11 protein-coding genes, 1 tRNA gene and 1 pseudogene are annotated in these 15,851 nt (G+C 70.2%); 11 read left to right on the top strand and 2 right to left on the bottom strand.

All coding sequences use genetic code 11. The annotated features are described in order from the left end of the window. Positions 1 to 228: 228 nt before the first annotated feature. A complete protein-coding gene (locus tag ACOZ38_RS41425) occupies positions 229 to 906 on the bottom strand; it encodes a class I SAM-dependent methyltransferase (RefSeq protein WP_424536320.1) in 678 nt (225 codons plus the stop codon). 465 nt (positions 907 to 1,371) lie between these two features. Between ACOZ38_RS41425 and mfd the strand changes: the two genes are divergently transcribed. From mfd to ACOZ38_RS41375, 10 genes and pseudogenes are all read left to right on the top strand, one after another. Continuing rightward, positions 1,372 to 4,950: a transcription-repair coupling factor gene (gene mfd / locus ACOZ38_RS41420; protein ID WP_424536319.1), complete on the top strand. Its 3,579-nt coding sequence runs from the start codon at positions 1,372 to 1,374 to the stop codon at positions 4,948 to 4,950. 56 nt (positions 4,951 to 5,006) lie between these two features. Beyond that, positions 5,007 to 5,648 carry a SurA N-terminal domain-containing protein gene (locus ACOZ38_RS41415; protein WP_424536318.1) on the top strand — a complete coding sequence of 214 codons (642 nt, stop codon included), beginning with the start codon at positions 5,007 to 5,009 and terminating at the stop codon, positions 5,646 to 5,648. 1 nt (position 5,649) lies between these two features. After that, a complete protein-coding gene (locus ACOZ38_RS41410; RefSeq protein ID WP_424536317.1) occupies positions 5,650 to 6,612 on the top strand; it encodes a MazG family protein in 963 nt (320 codons plus the stop codon). A gap of 175 nt (positions 6,613 to 6,787) precedes the next feature. Further along, positions 6,788 to 8,065 (top strand): phosphopyruvate hydratase, encoded by a 1,278-nt coding sequence (eno, locus tag ACOZ38_RS41405; RefSeq protein WP_424536316.1) that lies wholly within the window; start codon positions 6,788 to 6,790, stop codon positions 8,063 to 8,065. A 57-nt stretch (positions 8,066 to 8,122) separates the two neighbouring features. Further along, positions 8,123 to 8,539, top strand: coding sequence for an FtsB family cell division protein (locus ACOZ38_RS41400; RefSeq protein WP_405141808.1), 417 nt, complete (start codon positions 8,123 to 8,125; stop codon positions 8,537 to 8,539). Positions 8,540 to 8,622: 83 nt separating this feature from the next. Next, a pseudogene (locus ACOZ38_RS41395) lies at positions 8,623 to 9,165 on the top strand (DUF501 domain-containing protein); the annotation flags it as partial. Positions 9,166 to 9,391: 226 nt separating this feature from the next. Continuing rightward, the gene (locus ACOZ38_RS41390) at positions 9,392 to 10,408 is read left to right on the top strand and encodes an exopolyphosphatase (protein WP_424536315.1); all 1,017 of its coding nucleotides are present in this window, start codon (positions 9,392 to 9,394) and stop codon (positions 10,406 to 10,408) included. 403 nt (positions 10,409 to 10,811) lie between these two features. Continuing rightward, positions 10,812 to 11,606, top strand: a complete 795-nt coding sequence (locus tag ACOZ38_RS41385; protein ID WP_424536314.1) for a uracil-DNA glycosylase — start codon at positions 10,812 to 10,814, stop codon at positions 11,604 to 11,606. Positions 11,607 to 11,811: 205 nt separating this feature from the next. Then, positions 11,812 to 13,152, top strand: a complete 1,341-nt coding sequence (locus tag ACOZ38_RS41380) for an NAD(P)/FAD-dependent oxidoreductase (protein WP_405141803.1) — start codon at positions 11,812 to 11,814, stop codon at positions 13,150 to 13,152. 229 nt (positions 13,153 to 13,381) lie between these two features. Then, positions 13,382 to 13,454: transfer RNA gene (locus ACOZ38_RS41375), tRNA-Leu, on the top strand. Positions 13,455 to 13,581: 127 nt separating this feature from the next. On the opposite strand, the gene ACOZ38_RS41370 is transcribed toward ACOZ38_RS41375, so the two are convergent. Further along, positions 13,582 to 14,427: a helix-turn-helix domain-containing protein gene (locus ACOZ38_RS41370; RefSeq protein ID WP_424536313.1), complete on the bottom strand. Its 846-nt coding sequence runs from the start codon at positions 14,425 to 14,427 to the stop codon at positions 13,582 to 13,584. 99 nt (positions 14,428 to 14,526) lie between these two features. Here ACOZ38_RS41370 and ACOZ38_RS41365 point away from each other — a divergent pair, with 99 nt between their 5' ends. After that, complete coding sequence (locus ACOZ38_RS41365) at positions 14,527 to 15,495, top strand: LLM class flavin-dependent oxidoreductase (protein ID WP_424536312.1); 969 nt, start codon at positions 14,527 to 14,529, stop codon at positions 15,493 to 15,495. The last annotated feature ends 356 nt before the right edge of the window (positions 15,496 to 15,851 follow it).

The following is a 15,851-nucleotide window of genomic DNA, read 5'->3' as shown; positions in this document are numbered from 1 at the left end:
CGTACCACGTCCCGCCGCATCGGCGCCGTGGCGCTAGCGCGCCGGTGGAGTGGTGGCGTGGTGGAACGAGTCGTGGCGTTAGCGCGCCGACGGGGGGGCGTGGGGTGGTGGCGTGGTGGAACGAGTCGTGGCGTTAGCGCGCCGACGGGGGGGCGTGGGGTGGTGGCGTGGTGGAACGACTCGTGGCGTTAGCGCGGCGGTGGCGTGGTGGGGCTGGTGGCCGGTGCGTCAGATCAGGCGGGCGAAGTGGTTCTGGGGTTTGCGGATCACCAGCGTGACCTCGTCCCTGGTGGAAGGGAGGCGGTCGCCCGACAGTCTCCCGACCACCTGGCAGACGACGCGTACGAGCTTGGCGTGCGGGCCGCGCAGCGCGGGACCGGACGACCCGGAGTAGTCCTCGGCGATCATCAGTCCGCGCATCAGGCAGTAGGAGTGGATGCCCTCGCGGGAGGCCACCTGCTCGTAGATCGCCGGGAGCGGGCCGACCATGCCCTTGGGGGCGAAGCGGGACCACAGGAGCCGGCGCAGCCAGCCCGGCATGAAGCGGTCGCAGAAGCCGTACGCGGAGGACCGGTCGCGCATGCGGATCAGCAGCAGGCCGCCGGGGCGCAGGGCGTTGACCATGCGGTCGAGCACGAGCTCGGCGTGGTGCACGCGCTCCAGCAGGAAGGCGACGTGCACGACGTCGAAGGTGCGGGGCAGCAGCGGCGCGGCGCGCAGATCGCCGAGGAACCTCGCGTCCAGGTCGTCGCGGCGTCCGGTCGAGGCGCGCAGCACGGGGAGGTCCTCGTCGATGCCCGTGACGCGGGTCTCGACGCGGTCGACGTCGACGGTGTCGCCGCGCCCGCAGCCGGCGATCAGGATGTCGAGCCGCCGGCCGAGCTGCTCGGTCCACAGCTCACGCATGCGGAGACTGAACACGTCGCCTTGGGTTGCCGGCCACCATCGAACCTCAGACATGTGACTCAGGGTAGTCATGAAAACTCCTTCCGTAGTGGATTTACTTTACGAAAGGGCTGTTCTTCACCGCCGGAGCCCCGCCATGACCAGGCCACAGGCCCTTCATGACCGGGCGGGGATGCGGGCCCGCCCACCGGTACCTTCACGACAAGTCCCCCTCGATCGGGCGGAGGGGTGGTTCCCGGCATGGCGGGGCCGAGGGGGAAGTAGCCTTGTGGTAATTCCGGTGGTTCGACGAACCCGGGATCGCGCGTGTCGCCGTACACACCGCACGGAGCCGTGCGGACGTACGGAGTGGTCGCTGTTCGGGCGCGCGCGGTGGTGGGTCGCCACGTGGGGTGTTCGTAGCCGAGCAGGCGGTCCGCGAGGCGAATGAGAAGGCGGGCGTGACCATGTGGGGGCATTTCTAAGATGAGTCTTTCCGGACTGCTCGACCTTGTCGTCGCCGAACCACAGCTGGCCGGGGCCCTGGAACGCACAGGTGAGGACATCAACCTCATCGCACCGCCGGCGCTCCGGCCGTTCGCGGTGGCGGCCCTGGCGCGCCACCGGCCCGTGCTCGCCGTCACGGCGACCGCGCGGGAGGCGGAGGACCTCGCCGCGGCGCTCACCGGCCTCGTCGGGGAGCACGCCGTCGCGGTCTTCCCGGCCTGGGAGACGCTGCCGCACGAGCGCCTTTCGCCGCGCAGTGACACGGTCGGCCAGCGCCTGGCCGTGCTGCGCAGGCTGGCCCACCCCGTCCAGGGCGACGCCGCCGCCGGGCCGCTGAGCGTCGTCGTGGCGCCGATCCGCGCCCTGCTGCAGCCGCTGGTCACCGGGCTCGGCGACCTGGAGCCGGTACGGCTGCGCTCGGGCGACGACGCCGACCTCGAAGAGGTGGTCGAGCGCCTGGTCGGCAACGGCTACCACCGGGTCGACATGGTGGAGAAGCGCGGCGAGGTCGCCGTGCGAGGCGGCCTGCTCGACGTGTTCCCCCCCACCGAGGAGCACCCCCTGCGCCTGGAGTTCTGGGGCGACACGATCGAGGAGATCCGCTGGTTCAAGGTCGCCGACCAGCGTTCGCTCGAAGTGGCCGAGGGCGGCCTGTTCGCCGCGCCGTGCCGCGAGCTGCTCCTCACCGCGGAGGTCAGAGAGCGGGCGAGCGATCTCGGTGAGCTGCATCCCGCGCTGAAGGAGATCCTCGACCAGCTCGCCGACGGCATCCCGGTCGAGGGCATGGAGGCGTTCGCGCCCGTGCTCGTCGACGGCATGGACCTCCTGATCGACCACCTCCCCGCCCGCGCGGCGGTGTTCGTCTGTGACCCCGAGCGCATCCGCGGCCGTGCCGTCGAGCTGGTGCACACCAGCCAGGAGTTCCTCGAAGCGTCGTGGATCAACGCGGCGGCCGGGGGAGAGGCGCCGATCGACCTCGGCGCCGCGGCGTTCCGCAGCCTCGGCGAGGTGCGCCACCACGCCCGCGAGCTGGGGCAGCCCTGGTGGACCGTCGCACCGTTCGCGACCACCGACCGCACCGGTCAGCCGGGCCGCGTGGACGGCTCCGGCGGGCCGGACCTCGCCGAGGACGACGTGTACGGCGAGAGCGAGATCATCGAGCTGTCGGCCCGCGAGGCCGAGTCGTACCGGGGTGACACCCAGCGCGCCCTGGGGGACATCAAGGGGTGGCTCGGCGACGGGCGCGCGGTCGTGCTGCTCAGCGAGGGCCACGGCCCCGCCGAGCGCATGGTCGAGCTGCTCAGGGGCGTGGACGTCGCCGCCAGGCTGGTGCCCGCCCTCGACACCGCCCCCGGCAGGGACGTGGTCAACGTCACCACCGGCCGCGTCGAGCACGGCTTCGTCAGCGACGCCGTGGCCGTGCTCACCCATCTCGACCTGGTGGGACAGAAGGCCTCCACCAAGGACATGCGGCGGCTGCCGTCCCGGCGCAGGAACATGGTCGACCCGCTCCAGCTCAAGGTGGGCGACTACGTCGTGCACGGCCAGCACGGCGTGGGGCGCTACATCGAGATGGTCCAGAGGGCCGTCCAGGGCGCCACGCGCGAGTACCTCGTGATCGAGTACGCCAGGGGCGACCGGCTGTACGTGCCGACCGACCAGCTCGACGAGGTCACCCGGTACGTCGGCGGCGAGTCGCCCACGCTCAACCGCATGGGCGGCGCCGACTGGGCCAAGGCCAAGTCGCGGGCCAAGAAGGCCGTCAAGGAGATCGCCGGCGAGCTGATCCGCCTGTACAGCGCCCGCATGGCCTCGCCCGGGCACGCCTTCGGCTCCGACACCCCGTGGCAGCGCGAGATGGAGGACGCCTTCCCCTACGCCGAGACCGGCGACCAGCTAGAGGCGATCGACGAGGTCAAGCGCGACATGGAGCGCGCGGTGCCGATGGACCGCCTGATCTGCGGCGACGTCGGCTACGGCAAGACCGAGATCGCCGTGCGGGCGGCGTTCAAGGCCGTCCAGGACGGCAAGCAGGTCGCCGTCCTGGTGCCGACCACGCTCCTCGTCCAGCAGCACCTGTCGACCTTCGGCGAGCGGTTCGCGAGCTTCCCCGTCGTGGTCAAGCCCGTGTCGCGCTTCCAGACCGACGGAGAGGTCAAGGCGACGCTCGAAGCGCTCAGGGAGGGCGGCGTCGACATCGTGATCGGCACGCACCGGCTGCTCAACCCGGACATCCGGTTCAAGCAGCTAGGCCTCATCATCGTCGACGAGGAGCAGCGCTTCGGCGTCGAGCACAAGGAGGCCATGAAGCACATGCGCACGCAGGTGGACGTGCTCGCCATGTCGGCGACGCCGATCCCGCGCACGCTGGAGATGGGCCTCACCGGCATCCGCGAGATGTCCACCATCCTGACCCCGCCGGAGGAGCGGCACCCGATCCTCACCTTCGTCGGCCCGTACGACGAGAAGCAGATCGCGGCGGCCGTGCGGCGCGAGCTGATGCGCGACGGCCAGGTGTTCTTCGTGCACAACCGCGTGTCCTCGATCAACAAGGTGGCCGCCCGTCTCCGCGAGCTGGTGCCCGAGGCCCGCGTGGCGGTCGCGCACGGGCAGATGAACGAGCAGCAGCTCGAAAAGATCATGGTCGGCTTCTGGGAGCGCGAGTTCGACGTGCTCGTCAGCACCACCATCGTGGAGTCCGGCCTCGACATCCCCAACGCCAACACCCTGATCGTCGACCGCGCGGACAACTACGGCCTGTCGCAGCTCCACCAGCTCCGCGGCCGGGTCGGCCGGGGCCGCGAGCGCGGGTACGCCTACTTCCTGTACCCGCCGGAGGCGCCGCTCACCGAGACCGCGCACGAGCGCCTGGCGACGATCGCCCAGCACACCGAGATGGGCGCCGGCATGTACGTCGCCATGAAGGACCTGGAGATCCGCGGCGCGGGCAACATCCTCGGCGCCGAGCAGTCCGGCCACATCGCGGGCGTGGGCTTCGACCTGTACGTCCGCATGATGGCCGAGGCCGTGCAGGAGCAGAAGGCCAAGCTCGCCGGCGAGGAGGTCGTCGAGGAGCGCGCGGACGTCAAGGTCGAGCTGCCGGTCAACGCGCACATCCCCCACGACTACGTCACCTCCGAACGGCTGCGCCTTGAGGCGTACAAGCGTCTCGCCGCCGTGGGGTCCGGCGCCGACATCGTGGCCGTCCGCGAGGAGCTCGTCGACCGGTACGGGCGTCCGCCGCAGGAGGTGGACAACCTGCTGGAGGTGGCCCGCTTCCGGGTGCACGCCCGCAAGGCCGGGCTGAGCGACGTCGCCTTCCAGGGCCAGCACATCAGGTTCGCCCGGGTGTCGCTGCGCGAGTCGCAGCAGGTGCGCCTGGACCGGCTCTACCCCAAGGCGATCTACAAGGTGGCCGCGGAGACCCTGCTCGTGCCGGTTCCGAAGACCAAGCCCATAGGCGGCCAGCCGCTGCGCGACCTCGATCTGCTCAAATGGTGCACCGACCTGGTCGAGGCCCTGTTCCTCGAACCCGCCAGGGCCGCAGGTGCTCGATGACCGTTCTCGCGCGCGGTTTGAGTAGAGTAAGCCCGCGTCTGTCGAAGGGACCGCTAGTGAAGTCGAATCGTGTGCGCGTGCTGCCGGCCGTCGCGGCCGCAGTGCTCGCCGGTGCCGCGCTGACCGCCTGTTCCTCGCCCGTGCAGGTCGGCACGGCGGCGACCGTCGGGAGCAGCCGCATCACCAATGGCGCGCTGGACTCCGAGGTCACGGAGTACCAGGCCGCGCTGAAGCAGGCCAAGATCACCGAGGCGCAGCTCCAGATCCCGTCCATCCCGCGGGCCGTGCTGCTGCAGATGATCTCCATTCGCCAGTTCGAGCAGTTCGCGCAGCGCAACGGCGTCACGGTGACCGAGCGCGAGGTCGCCGACTTCCTCACCGAGCAGGGTGGCATCGAGAAGATCGGCCCGGCGGCGCTCACCAAGGGCGTGCCGCCGTCCGAGACCAACGCCTGGGTCCGCACCGCCCTGATCTACCAGAAGTCGCTGCAGAAGTACGGCGCCAACCTGACCGATCAGGCCTCCGTCCAGACCGCCCAAATGAAGCTGTTCGGGCAGATGGACACCATTCCTGTCAAGGTCTCCCACCGCTACGGCACCTGGGACCCGCAGCAGGGCCTCATCGAGGAGGCACGGTTCGGCACGCCCGCCGCCGGCACCGAGGCGACACCCCAGCCGGATCCCGCCGCCGGCCAGTGACATGACCCTCGTCGTCGTCACGACCTCGCCCAGGGTGGCCCCCGGCCTGCTGAGCGGGCGGGCGTGGGCGGTGCTCGGCTCCGGCCGGGTGCTCACCGGGTCAGGCGACCATCCTCTCCTGCCCTACCTCGCGGACGAGGGCATCCCGGTCGAAGTCGTGACGCCCGACCCGGCCGCCCTGGCGCGCGAGAGCCGCGACGGCACGGTGGTCTGGCTCGCCGCGCAGGACGGCGACGAGCCGTTCATGCGCGCGGTAGGCCGCGCCGCGCTCGACATGGAGGACCCACCCGTCATCGAGCTGGTCCCCGGCTCGTACGACCTGCCGGGCGCGCGCCTGCTCGACCTCGTGGCCGTCATGGACCGGCTGCGCCGCGACTGCCCGTGGGACGCCAAGCAGACCCACGAGTCCCTCGTGCCCTACCTGCTCGAGGAGTCGTACGAGGTCCTTGAGACCATCGAGGACGGCGACTACGCCGCGCTGCGGGAGGAGCTGGGCGACCTGCTCCTGCAGGTGATGTTCCATTCCCGCCTGGCCCAGGAGCGCTCGCCCGACGACGGCGGCTTCGACGTGGACGACGTCGCGGGAGGCATCGTCGACAAGCTGGTCCGGCGCCATCCCCACGTGTTCTCGGACACCGTGGTGAGCGGCGCCGAGGAGGTCAGCGACAACTGGGACACCATCAAGGCCGCCGAGCGGGCCGCCAAGGGCTGGGAGTCGCTGCTCGACGGCGTCCCGATGGGCCAGCCGGCGCTCTCGCTCGCCAACGGGCTCCAGAGCCGGGCCGAGCGCGCGGGGGTCCCCGACGCGCTCGCGCGCGCTGTCGGCCAGGGCATCGGCCGCGAGCTGTTCGACCTCGTACGGCGGGCGCGCGCGGCGGGTCTCGACCCCGAGGCCGAGCTCCGCGCCGCCGCCCGCGCCTACCGCGACCGGGTCCGCACCTGGGAGCGGTCGGAGCAGACATAGTTCCCCGAGGGTTGACGGCAACTGTTAGCGGCGTGTTCGCGGGGAGGCGTAGCCGTACTGGCCGGTAGGGCCCGATAGGCTCATGAGGCAAACCGTCCGCAACCGCATCGCGCACGACGGCGCGGTGGTGGGTTCCGGGGGCCCGTCCCCGGGCTGACAGATCTAGGAGCGCTTCGTGGCTGCCATCGAGGCCGTTACCGCCCGCGAGATTCTCGATTCCCGTGGGAACCCCACGGTTGAGGTAGAAATCCTGCTCGACGACTACAGCACCGGCCGCGCGGCGGTCCCGAGCGGTGCGTCCACCGGCCAGTTCGAGGCCGTGGAGCTGCGTGACGGCGACGAGCGCTATGGCGGCAAGGGCGTCCAGAAGGCCGTTCTCAACGTCACGGACGAGATCGCCGACGAGATCATCGGCTTCGACGCCGAGGAGCAGCGTCTGGTCGACCAGACCATGATCGACCTCGACGGCACGCCCAACAAGGGCAGGCTCGGCGCGAACGCCATCCTCGGCGTTTCCCTGGCCCTGGCCAAGGCGGCGGCCGACAGCGCCGACCTGCCGCTGTTCCGCTACGTCGGCGGGCCCAACGCCCACGTGCTGCCCGTGCCGATGATGAACATCCTCAACGGTGGCGCGCACGCCGACAGCAACGTCGACATCCAGGAGTTCATGATCGCTCCGATCGGCGCCGAGACCTTCTCCGACGCCGTGCGCATGGGCACCGAGACCTACCACGCGCTGAAGGGCGTGCTCAAGGAGAAGGGCTACGCCACCGGCCTCGGCGACGAGGGCGGGTTCGCCCCCAACCTGCCGAGCAACCGCGACGCGCTCGACCTGATCCTCGTCGCCATCGAGAAGGCCGGCTACGTCCCCGGTGAGGACATCGCGCTGGCGCTCGACGTGGCCGCGAGCGAGTTCCACTCCGGCGGCGTCTACACCCTCGACGGCAAGGGCCACAGCGCAGGCGAGCTGATCTCCTTCTACGAGGACCTCGTCCGCTCCTACCCTCTGGTCTCCATCGAGGACCCGCTCGACGAGGAGGACTGGGAGGGCTGGAAGGCCCTCACCGCCAGCCTCGGCGGCAAGGTGCAGATCGTGGGCGACGACCTGTTCGTCACCAACCCCGAGCGCCTGGAGCGCGGCATCCGCGAGGGCGCCGCGAACGCGCTGCTGGTGAAGGTCAACCAGATCGGCACGCTGTCCGAGACCCTCGACGCCGTCGACCTGGCGCACCGCAACGGCTACCGCTGCATGATGAGCCACCGCTCCGGCGAGACCGAGGACACCACGATCGCCGACCTCGCCGTGGCCACCAACTGCGGCCAGATCAAGACCGGCGCCCCCGCGCGGTCCGACCGCGTCGCCAAGTACAACCAGCTGCTCCGCATCGAGGAGCTGCTCGACGATGTCGCCCGCTACGCGGGTCGCGGAGCTTTTCCGCGTTTCCAGGGCTAGTTTTCTCCGTACGGCTTGCGCACTTTTGCGCGCAAGCCGTACGGACCTGGGAGGATCATGAAGAAACGACCGCAGCTGACGGGGCGCGCCGCGATCCTCGCGGTGGTCGTGTGCGCGATCGCCATGAGCCTTGCCTATCCTGTGCGGGAGTACGTCGCACAGCGACGCCAGATCGCCCAACTGGAGAAGCAGCAGGCTCAGGCGCTCAAGGACCTTCAGGAGCTCGGAGAGCGCAGCAAGCGGCTCGACGACCCCGCGTACATCAGGCAGCAGGCCAGGGCCCGGCTGCACTACTGCGGTGCCGGAGAGAAGTGCTACGTCGTGCTCGACCTTTCCAAGAAGGCCAAGCAGCCCAAGGCGGGGGCGCAGCCCCAGGCCAAGGCCCCGTGGTACCAGACGCTCTGGGAGTCGATCGAGGCGGCCGACCGCGGCACCGGCCAGCGAATCGAAGCGGGCCGCACGCCGGCTCCGTGACGTCTTCGCCGGTTGGGTGACGGTTTCAGGGGGAGTTGATGATGGTGGAACCGGCGAACGTGGCCGGGGTTGATCCGGTGGACATGGCCGGGATTGATCCGGCGAGCGTGGCCCGGGTTGATCCGACCGACGTGGCCGCGGTGGAGCGGCAGCTCGGCCGGGCGCCCAGGGGGTTGCGGGCCGTGGCCCACCGGTGCCCGTGCGGGCTGCCCGACGTCGTGGAGACGGCTCCGAGGCTCCCCGACGGCTCGCCGTTCCCGACCCTGTACTACCTGACGTGCCCGAAGGCGGCCTCCGCGATCGGCACGCTGGAGTCCTCCGGGCTGATGAAGCGGATGCAGGCCAGGCTCACGGAGGAGCCCGACCTGGCCGAGGCGTACGCCAGCGCCCACGAGGACTACGTCTCGCGGCGGGACAAGGTCGCCTCGGAGGAGGGGCTGGAGCCGCTGCCCCGCGACATGCAGAGCGCGGGTGGCATGCCGAACCGCGTGAAGTGCCTGCACGCGCTGGTGGGGCACGAGCTCGCAGTGCCGGGGAGCAATCCCCTGGGCCGTGAGGCTCTCGACGCGCTGCCCGAATGGTGGTGCGACGGGCCTTGCGTGGAGCCGGCCGCCGGCTCGGGCGCCCATGATGGCGCCGAGGCCCTTTCGGGTGGTGCGGAGGTCCTTTCGGGTGGTGCGGAGGTCCTTTCGGGTGGTGCGGAGGTCCTCCCGGGTGGCGCCGAGGTCGTTTCGGGTGGTGCGGAGATCCTTTCGGGTGGTGCGGAGGTCCTTTCCGGTGGCGCCGAGGTTCCAGAGGAGGACGTGTGACGAGGGGCCTTCGGAGAACGCCGGTGGTCGCGAGGATGGGCTCATGACGCGCGTGGCGGCGATCGACTGCGGTACAAACTCCGTGCGCCTCCTCATTGCCGACATTTCTGGAAATGGGCTGTCCGAGGTCGAGCGCCGGATGGAGATCGTCCGCCTGGGCCAGGACGTCGACAGGACATGGCTGCTCGCGCCCGAGGCGCTGGAACGCACGTTCACCGCGATGCGGGGCTACGCCAAGCTGATCAGGGAGCACGGCGCCTCCCGGGTGCGCGTGGTGGCCACCAGTGCCACCCGCGACGCCGCGAACCGCGCCGACTTCGTCGACGGGGTCCGCGAGATCTTCGGCGTCGAGCCCGAGGTGATCACCGGGTCAGAGGAGGCGCACCTTTCGTTCCTGGGCGCCACCACCGGGCTCACCGGCGTCGAGACCCCGGTCGTGGTCGTCGACATCGGCGGCGGGTCCACCGAGTTCGTGCTCGGCTCCGCCGACGTGGAGAGTGCGATCTCCGTCGACATCGGCTGCGTGCGCCTCACCGAGCGCCACCTGTCGTCCAGCGCGACCTCACAGGCCGTGGCAGCGGCGGGCGCTGAGGCGGCGGGGGCTGTGGCGAGGGCTGGCGCTGAGGTGGAGGCTGTGGCGGCGGCAGGCGCTGAGGTGGAGGCTGTGGCGGCGGCGGGCGCTGACATCGAGGCCGCCCTTGATCGGGTGTCCGCCCAGGTGCCGGTGGAGCGGGCGCGCACCATCATCGGCCTGGCAGGGTCGGTGACCACGGTCGCCGGCATCGCCCTCGACCTGCCCGCCTACGACCCGGAGCGCATCCACGGATCGAGGATCCCGGCCGCGCAGGTGCACCAGGTCTCCCAGCGGTTGCTCGCCATGACCCACGACGAGCGGGCCGCCATCCCCGTCATGCACCCTGGTCGGGTGGACGTCATCGGCGCCGGGGCGCTCATCCTCGACCGCATCCTCAGCCGGTACGGCTTCGCCGAAGTGGTCGTCAGCGAACACGACATCCTCGACGGCATCGCATACAGCCTGTCCCCCGGCGGGACGCAGTAGCCTCGTAGATCTTCACCGGCCCTGGTGGCTTTGGCGTGCTCTGGAGTGGGTGGGATGGATTTTGCGCCCTCCCGGCACCCGGGTGACGGGTGAACCGTGTGCTGCCCACCCAGGCCGTGGCGTTCCCCGGCGGCGGGGAGAGGGGAGCGCTGCGCACGGGCCTGGGGTTCTTCGGGGCGTCGTGGACATGCCTCCCGGGTCTGGGGAGTCCAGTGATTGGGTGGGCAGCACTCGGCTCACCCGTCAATTGGGTGCCGGGTGGGATTCGTCCTGGGCGGGGGCAGCACTCGGTTCAGGATGCCGGTGCGAGGCCGCGCTCAAGAAGGCTGAGACGAAGCACCCAACTGACGGATCAATGTCCAGGTGTCCCGGGCACCGGGTTGGGGCTGGCACGATCGGTGGTATGAGTTTCGTTCCCCCTGGTAGCGGATGGCCGGAGGATCCCGCGGACCCCGGCACTCCGGTGGCGCACACCCCCGGCGAGGTTCGTGAGCTCGCCCGATCGAGCCGCACTCTCGCCGAGCTCACCGCCAGGCAGTCGGTGTGCCGGGCGTGTCCTCGTCTGGTGGAGTGGCGCGAGGGGGTCGCGGACGTCAAGCGGCGCGCGTTCGTCGACGAGACGTACTGGGGCAGGCCCATCGCCGGCTGGGGCGACGAAAAACCGCGCGTTCTTCTCGTAGGACTCGCGCCCGCCGCGCACGGGGGTAACCGTACCGGCCGGATCTTCACCGGCGACCGCAGCGGCGACTGGCTGTTCGCGTCGCTGCATCGCACCGGACTGGCGGCCCTTCCGACCAGCACGCACGCGGGTGACGGCCAGCGATTGCTCGGCGCGCGCATGGTCGCGGCCGTACGCTGCGCGCCACCGGCGAACAAGCCGGCCATCGAGGAGCGCGCCACGTGCTTTCCCTGGCTGGCCAGGGAGCTGGAGCTGGTCGCCGACCCGCTTCGCGTCATCGTCGCCCTGGGAGGGTACGCCTGGCAGGCGGTCTGGCCGGCGCTGCGGGAGGCGGGGTACACCCTGCCCAGGAGCAGGCCGCCGTTCGGCCACGGGGCCGAGGTGGAGATCTCGTACGGCTCGTCGCCGGTCCGCCTGCTGGGCTGTTACCACCCGAGCCAGCAGAACACGTTCACCGGCCGGGTCACCGAGCCGATGCTCGACGCGATCTTCGCACGCGCCGCAGAGCTGGCCCGCTGAACCACCCCCAGCCAATGCTGGAGCTGAAGCACCCCCAGCCAGTGGTGCAGTGAAGTCCGTCACTAGACGAAAATTTCGGGGGTCTTTCCTGGGGAATCCACCCTCAAGATGTACCAGTCCGAAAATATCCCCATAGTTGCCGACAAGGGGATTGGCGTCGATACCCCTTCGTGACGTAGGCTTGTGAATGGTTTCACAAGCGACCATGCCACGAAGGGGCACTCAGGTGGACCAGAAGGCCAAGCACATCCTCATCGTCGGCGGAGGGTACGTCGGTCTCTACACAGGACTCCGGCTTCAGCGCTCTCTGCGCCGCGAGCTGAAGTCCGGAAGCGTCCGGATCACGGTCATCGACCCGCAGTCCTACATGACCTACCAGCCCTTCCTTCCCGAGGCCGCGGCGGGCAACCTGTCCCCGCGTCACGTCGTCACGCCGCTGCGCCGGGTGCTGTCCAAGGTCCGGATCCTCAACGGCAAGGTCACCAAGGTCCATCACGCCGACAGGTCCGTGACGTTCCAGCCCGCCTCCGGGCCGAGCGAGGAGATCGGGTACGACGTCATCGTCATGGCGGCCGGCTCCATCTCGCGCACGCTGCCCATCCCGGGGCTCGCGGACGCCGCGATCGGGTTCAAGACGGTCGGCGAAGCCATCGCGCTGCGCAACCGCGTTCTCGCCCTCTTCGACCGGGCGGACTCCACCGACGACGAGCAGGTGCGCCGGCGGGCGCTCAACTTCGTCGTGGTCGGCGCCGGTTTCGCGGGCGTCGAGGCTCTGGCCGAGCTTGAGGACATGGGCAGGGACGCGGTGAAGTACTACGACACCCTCAGCGAGAAGGACCTCCGCTGGGTGCTCGTCGAGGCCAGCGACCGCATCCTTCCCGAGGTCGGCCCCGAGATGGGCAAGTGGACCCTGGAGGAGCTGCGCAAGCGGGGCATCGAGGTCAAGATGCAGACCCTTCTGAAGTCCTGCGAGGGTGGCCACGTGGTGCTCTCGGACGGAGACACCTTCGAGTCGGCCACGATCGTGTGGACGGCCGGGGTCAAGGCCAGCCCGGTGGTCAACGCGGGCGATTTGCCGCTCGATGAGCGGGGCCGCATCAAGACCACCAACAAGCTCACCGTCGCCGGCGTCAAGGGCGCCTTCTCGGCCGGTGACGTCGCGGGCGTGCCGGACGTGACCAATCCCGGACAGTACTGCGCGCCCAACGCGCAGCACGCCGTGCGGCAGGCCAAGGTGCTCGCCGACAACATCGTCCGCCACCTGCAGGGACGTCCCCTGGTCGAGTACCGGCACAAGTACGCGGGGTCGGTCGCGGGGCTCGGCCTGCACAAGGGCGTGGCGAACGTCTACGGTGTCAAGCTTCACGGATTCCCTGCGTGGTTCATGCACCGCACCTACCATCTGTCCCGGGTGCCTACGTTGAACCGCAAGGTCCGCGTGGTGGCCGACTGGACGCTCGCCCTCTTCTTCAAGCGGGAGACCGTCTCACTCGGTGAGATCGAGTCCCCCCGCGACGAGTTCAAGGCGGCGGCCGCCACAGGCTGACGGGTTAGGTACGGCTCGCGCCGCAATGCCGGGGCGCGGGCCGTACTGTTCTCTTAAGGCCTAACAGGGGTGACGTGGTGAATTTGGGCTACTTGAGCGGTCTGTTGTTCATTGCCCGAGTCACGGGGGCGCGTGACGTATACCGTTATCTTGCGCACTACGGAAGGAAGAGCAGAGACGTGGGCTCTGACCCGTTACGCAAGTGTGGTCCGTTACGTATGATTACGGCGCCCCCGTAGCCCAATGGCAGAGGCAAACCCCTTAAAAGGGTTCCAGTGTGGGTTCGAGTCCCACCGGGGGCACCCCTGCCGACTATATGAAACGCCCCGCTGGCAGTAACGCACTCGCACACCTATATCCTTGTCGGTTCGCCTCCGGTCGCGAAGGTTTATCGCCACGGCCCCGATCGGGTCAAGCGGCGGGCTCGCTTCACCGCTTACGCGAATCGTTACCATTCCGTGCCGCATTACCCTCGTCGCCTGACCGCCGGACACCTTCCCCCGCTTCAGCGGTCTCGGCGTACGAGGCCAGCGTGGACGCCGTGTCCTGATCCGCCGGGAGGAAGGCCTCCAGCTTCAGCTCCGCGAGCGTGACGTCCACGGCGGTGGCGAAGGTCGTGACGGTGGTGATCAGCCGCATCTCGCCTCCTTCCGACCGCAGGCGCAGCGGCACCGCGAACCCGAGGTGGCCCGCGCCCACGAGCGGCTGCGGCACGTACTCCCGCAGCTCCGCGTGCAGGCCTGCCAGCCGGTCGTCGGGATCGCGCAGGGAGTCCTGGTGGAGCCGTTCGAGGATGTGCGCGGCCCACTCCGCGAAGTTGAGGATCCGGGGCGCCATGCCGCGCGGGTGCAGGGCCAGCCGGTAGGCGTTCGCCGGCCGTGCGAGCAGCTCGGGCGCGACGCCCTCGCAGAGCACTCCGAAGGCGGCGTTGGCGGCCACCAGGTAGCCGTGCCGGTCGACGACGATCGCCGGGTAGGGCAGGTGGCCGGTGAGGATGTGGTCCAGCGCGGTGCGCACCGGGGCGAGCGCGGGATCGTCGAGGCTCGTCTCCGGATACACCGGGGCGTACCCGGCCGCCAGCAGCAGGCCGTTGCGCTCACGGAGAGGCAGCTCCAGCGACTCCGCCAGCCGTACGATCATGCCGCGGCCCGGCGCCGACCGGCCGCTCTCCATGAAGCTGATGTGCCTCTGGGTCGTGCCCGCGCGGATCGCGAGCTCCAGCTGGCTGAGATGGCGCCGGTTCCTGCGCTCGCGCAGCGCGTGAGGGAAGTCCACGCCCCAGTTGTAGTGCCATTTCGCGGCACGTGGCGATTCCGCGCAGGGAATTGCCGCCATTCACGGCGGCCCGCACGCTGTCCGGCATGGATGACGACAATGGATGAGGACATTCGCCTGGGCGTCCTGCTGCCGACGGGACAGGGCCAGTGGGGCGAGGGCACGGATCCCCGCCGGTTGGTCGACTTCGCGGTCCGGGCCGAGGAACTCGGTTATGCCTCCGTGTGGGCCAACGACTCGCTGCTCCAGCCGCGCGTCGAGGCGCTGACCATGCTCGCCGCCGTCAGCTCGGTGACCGAGCGTGTCACGATCGGCACCGCCGCGCTGATGCCGGTGCTGCGCCGTCCGGTGCAGGCCGCCCAGGCGCTCGCGTCCCTGGACCTCCTGTCGGGCGGGCGGCTGGCCGTGGCGGTGGGCGCGGGCTTCCCCGGGCGCTTCGGCAGGCCGCTGTACGAGCTGTCCGAGGTGCCGTGGGAACGGCGCTTCGCCCGCCTGGACGACACCGTCGCGCTCTGGCGCCATATCTGGACGACCAGGACCGCGAGTTCGTACCAGGGCCCGGTGCTGCGCTTCGACGAGCTGCCGCCGGGAACGGCGCCGTACCGGGCGGGCGGCCCGCCCATCTGGCTCGGTGGCGCCACCCCGGCGGCGCTCGCCCGTACGGGCCGGCTGTACGACGGGTGGCTGCCCTATCCGCCCGACGCAGCCGACTACGGGTCCGGCCTGGCCGACGTGCGCGGGGCCGCCGCCGGCGCGGGACGGGCACCGGGCGCGGTCACCCCGGCGCTGTTCGCCACGATCCTGATCACCGAGGACGTGGCGGCCGGTCGCCGCGCGCTGGACGCCTACAGCAGGGCGAACTACGAGCTGCCGCTGGAGGTCGCGGAGACGATCCAGACCATGATCGCGGGACCGTACGAGCACGTGGCGGAGCGCCTGGGCCGCTATGTCGACGCGGGGGCACGTCACATCGTCTGCCGGATCGGCGCGCTCGACCTCTCCTCGCAACTGGACCAGTTAGGACGGGTCATCGGGCTTCAGGAGTCGTTGAAAGTTAAACGGCCATGAATGCCGGGCCGACCCGGCGAATCCTTGCGATTCCACACCGCTCTTTGGAGGCCAGGGACGGGGGCAAAGCGGCGGCGGGCGGCGACCGCCATTCGGCCGGCTCTTCTAAAGCAGCGGTAATGGGGCCAGGCCGGTAGCGGTCTCCAGGGCTCGCAGAAAGGGTTTACTTCTCGACACCCACGATAGAATCCTCCTCCCCGCTGGGTTATCGGCCAGGACAGAACCCGGCTCGCCGCCATCGCACGTCGCAGGCCGCCCCCCGGCCCCTGACCCGCCGCCCTCGGCGGGAGGTGATCGAAACGGGATCCGAGGGGCCGGAACTCGGGTGCGTGCCTGGTCGTTGTATCCGTTGCCGC

Origin of the sequence: Sphaerisporangium viridialbum, assembly GCF_049674955.1 — a bacterium.
GTDB lineage: Bacteria > Actinomycetota > Actinomycetes > Streptosporangiales > Streptosporangiaceae > Sphaerisporangium > Sphaerisporangium viridialbum.
The sequence above is the reverse complement of the archived record's forward strand: the minus strand, read 5'-3'. Positions and strand labels throughout refer to the sequence as shown.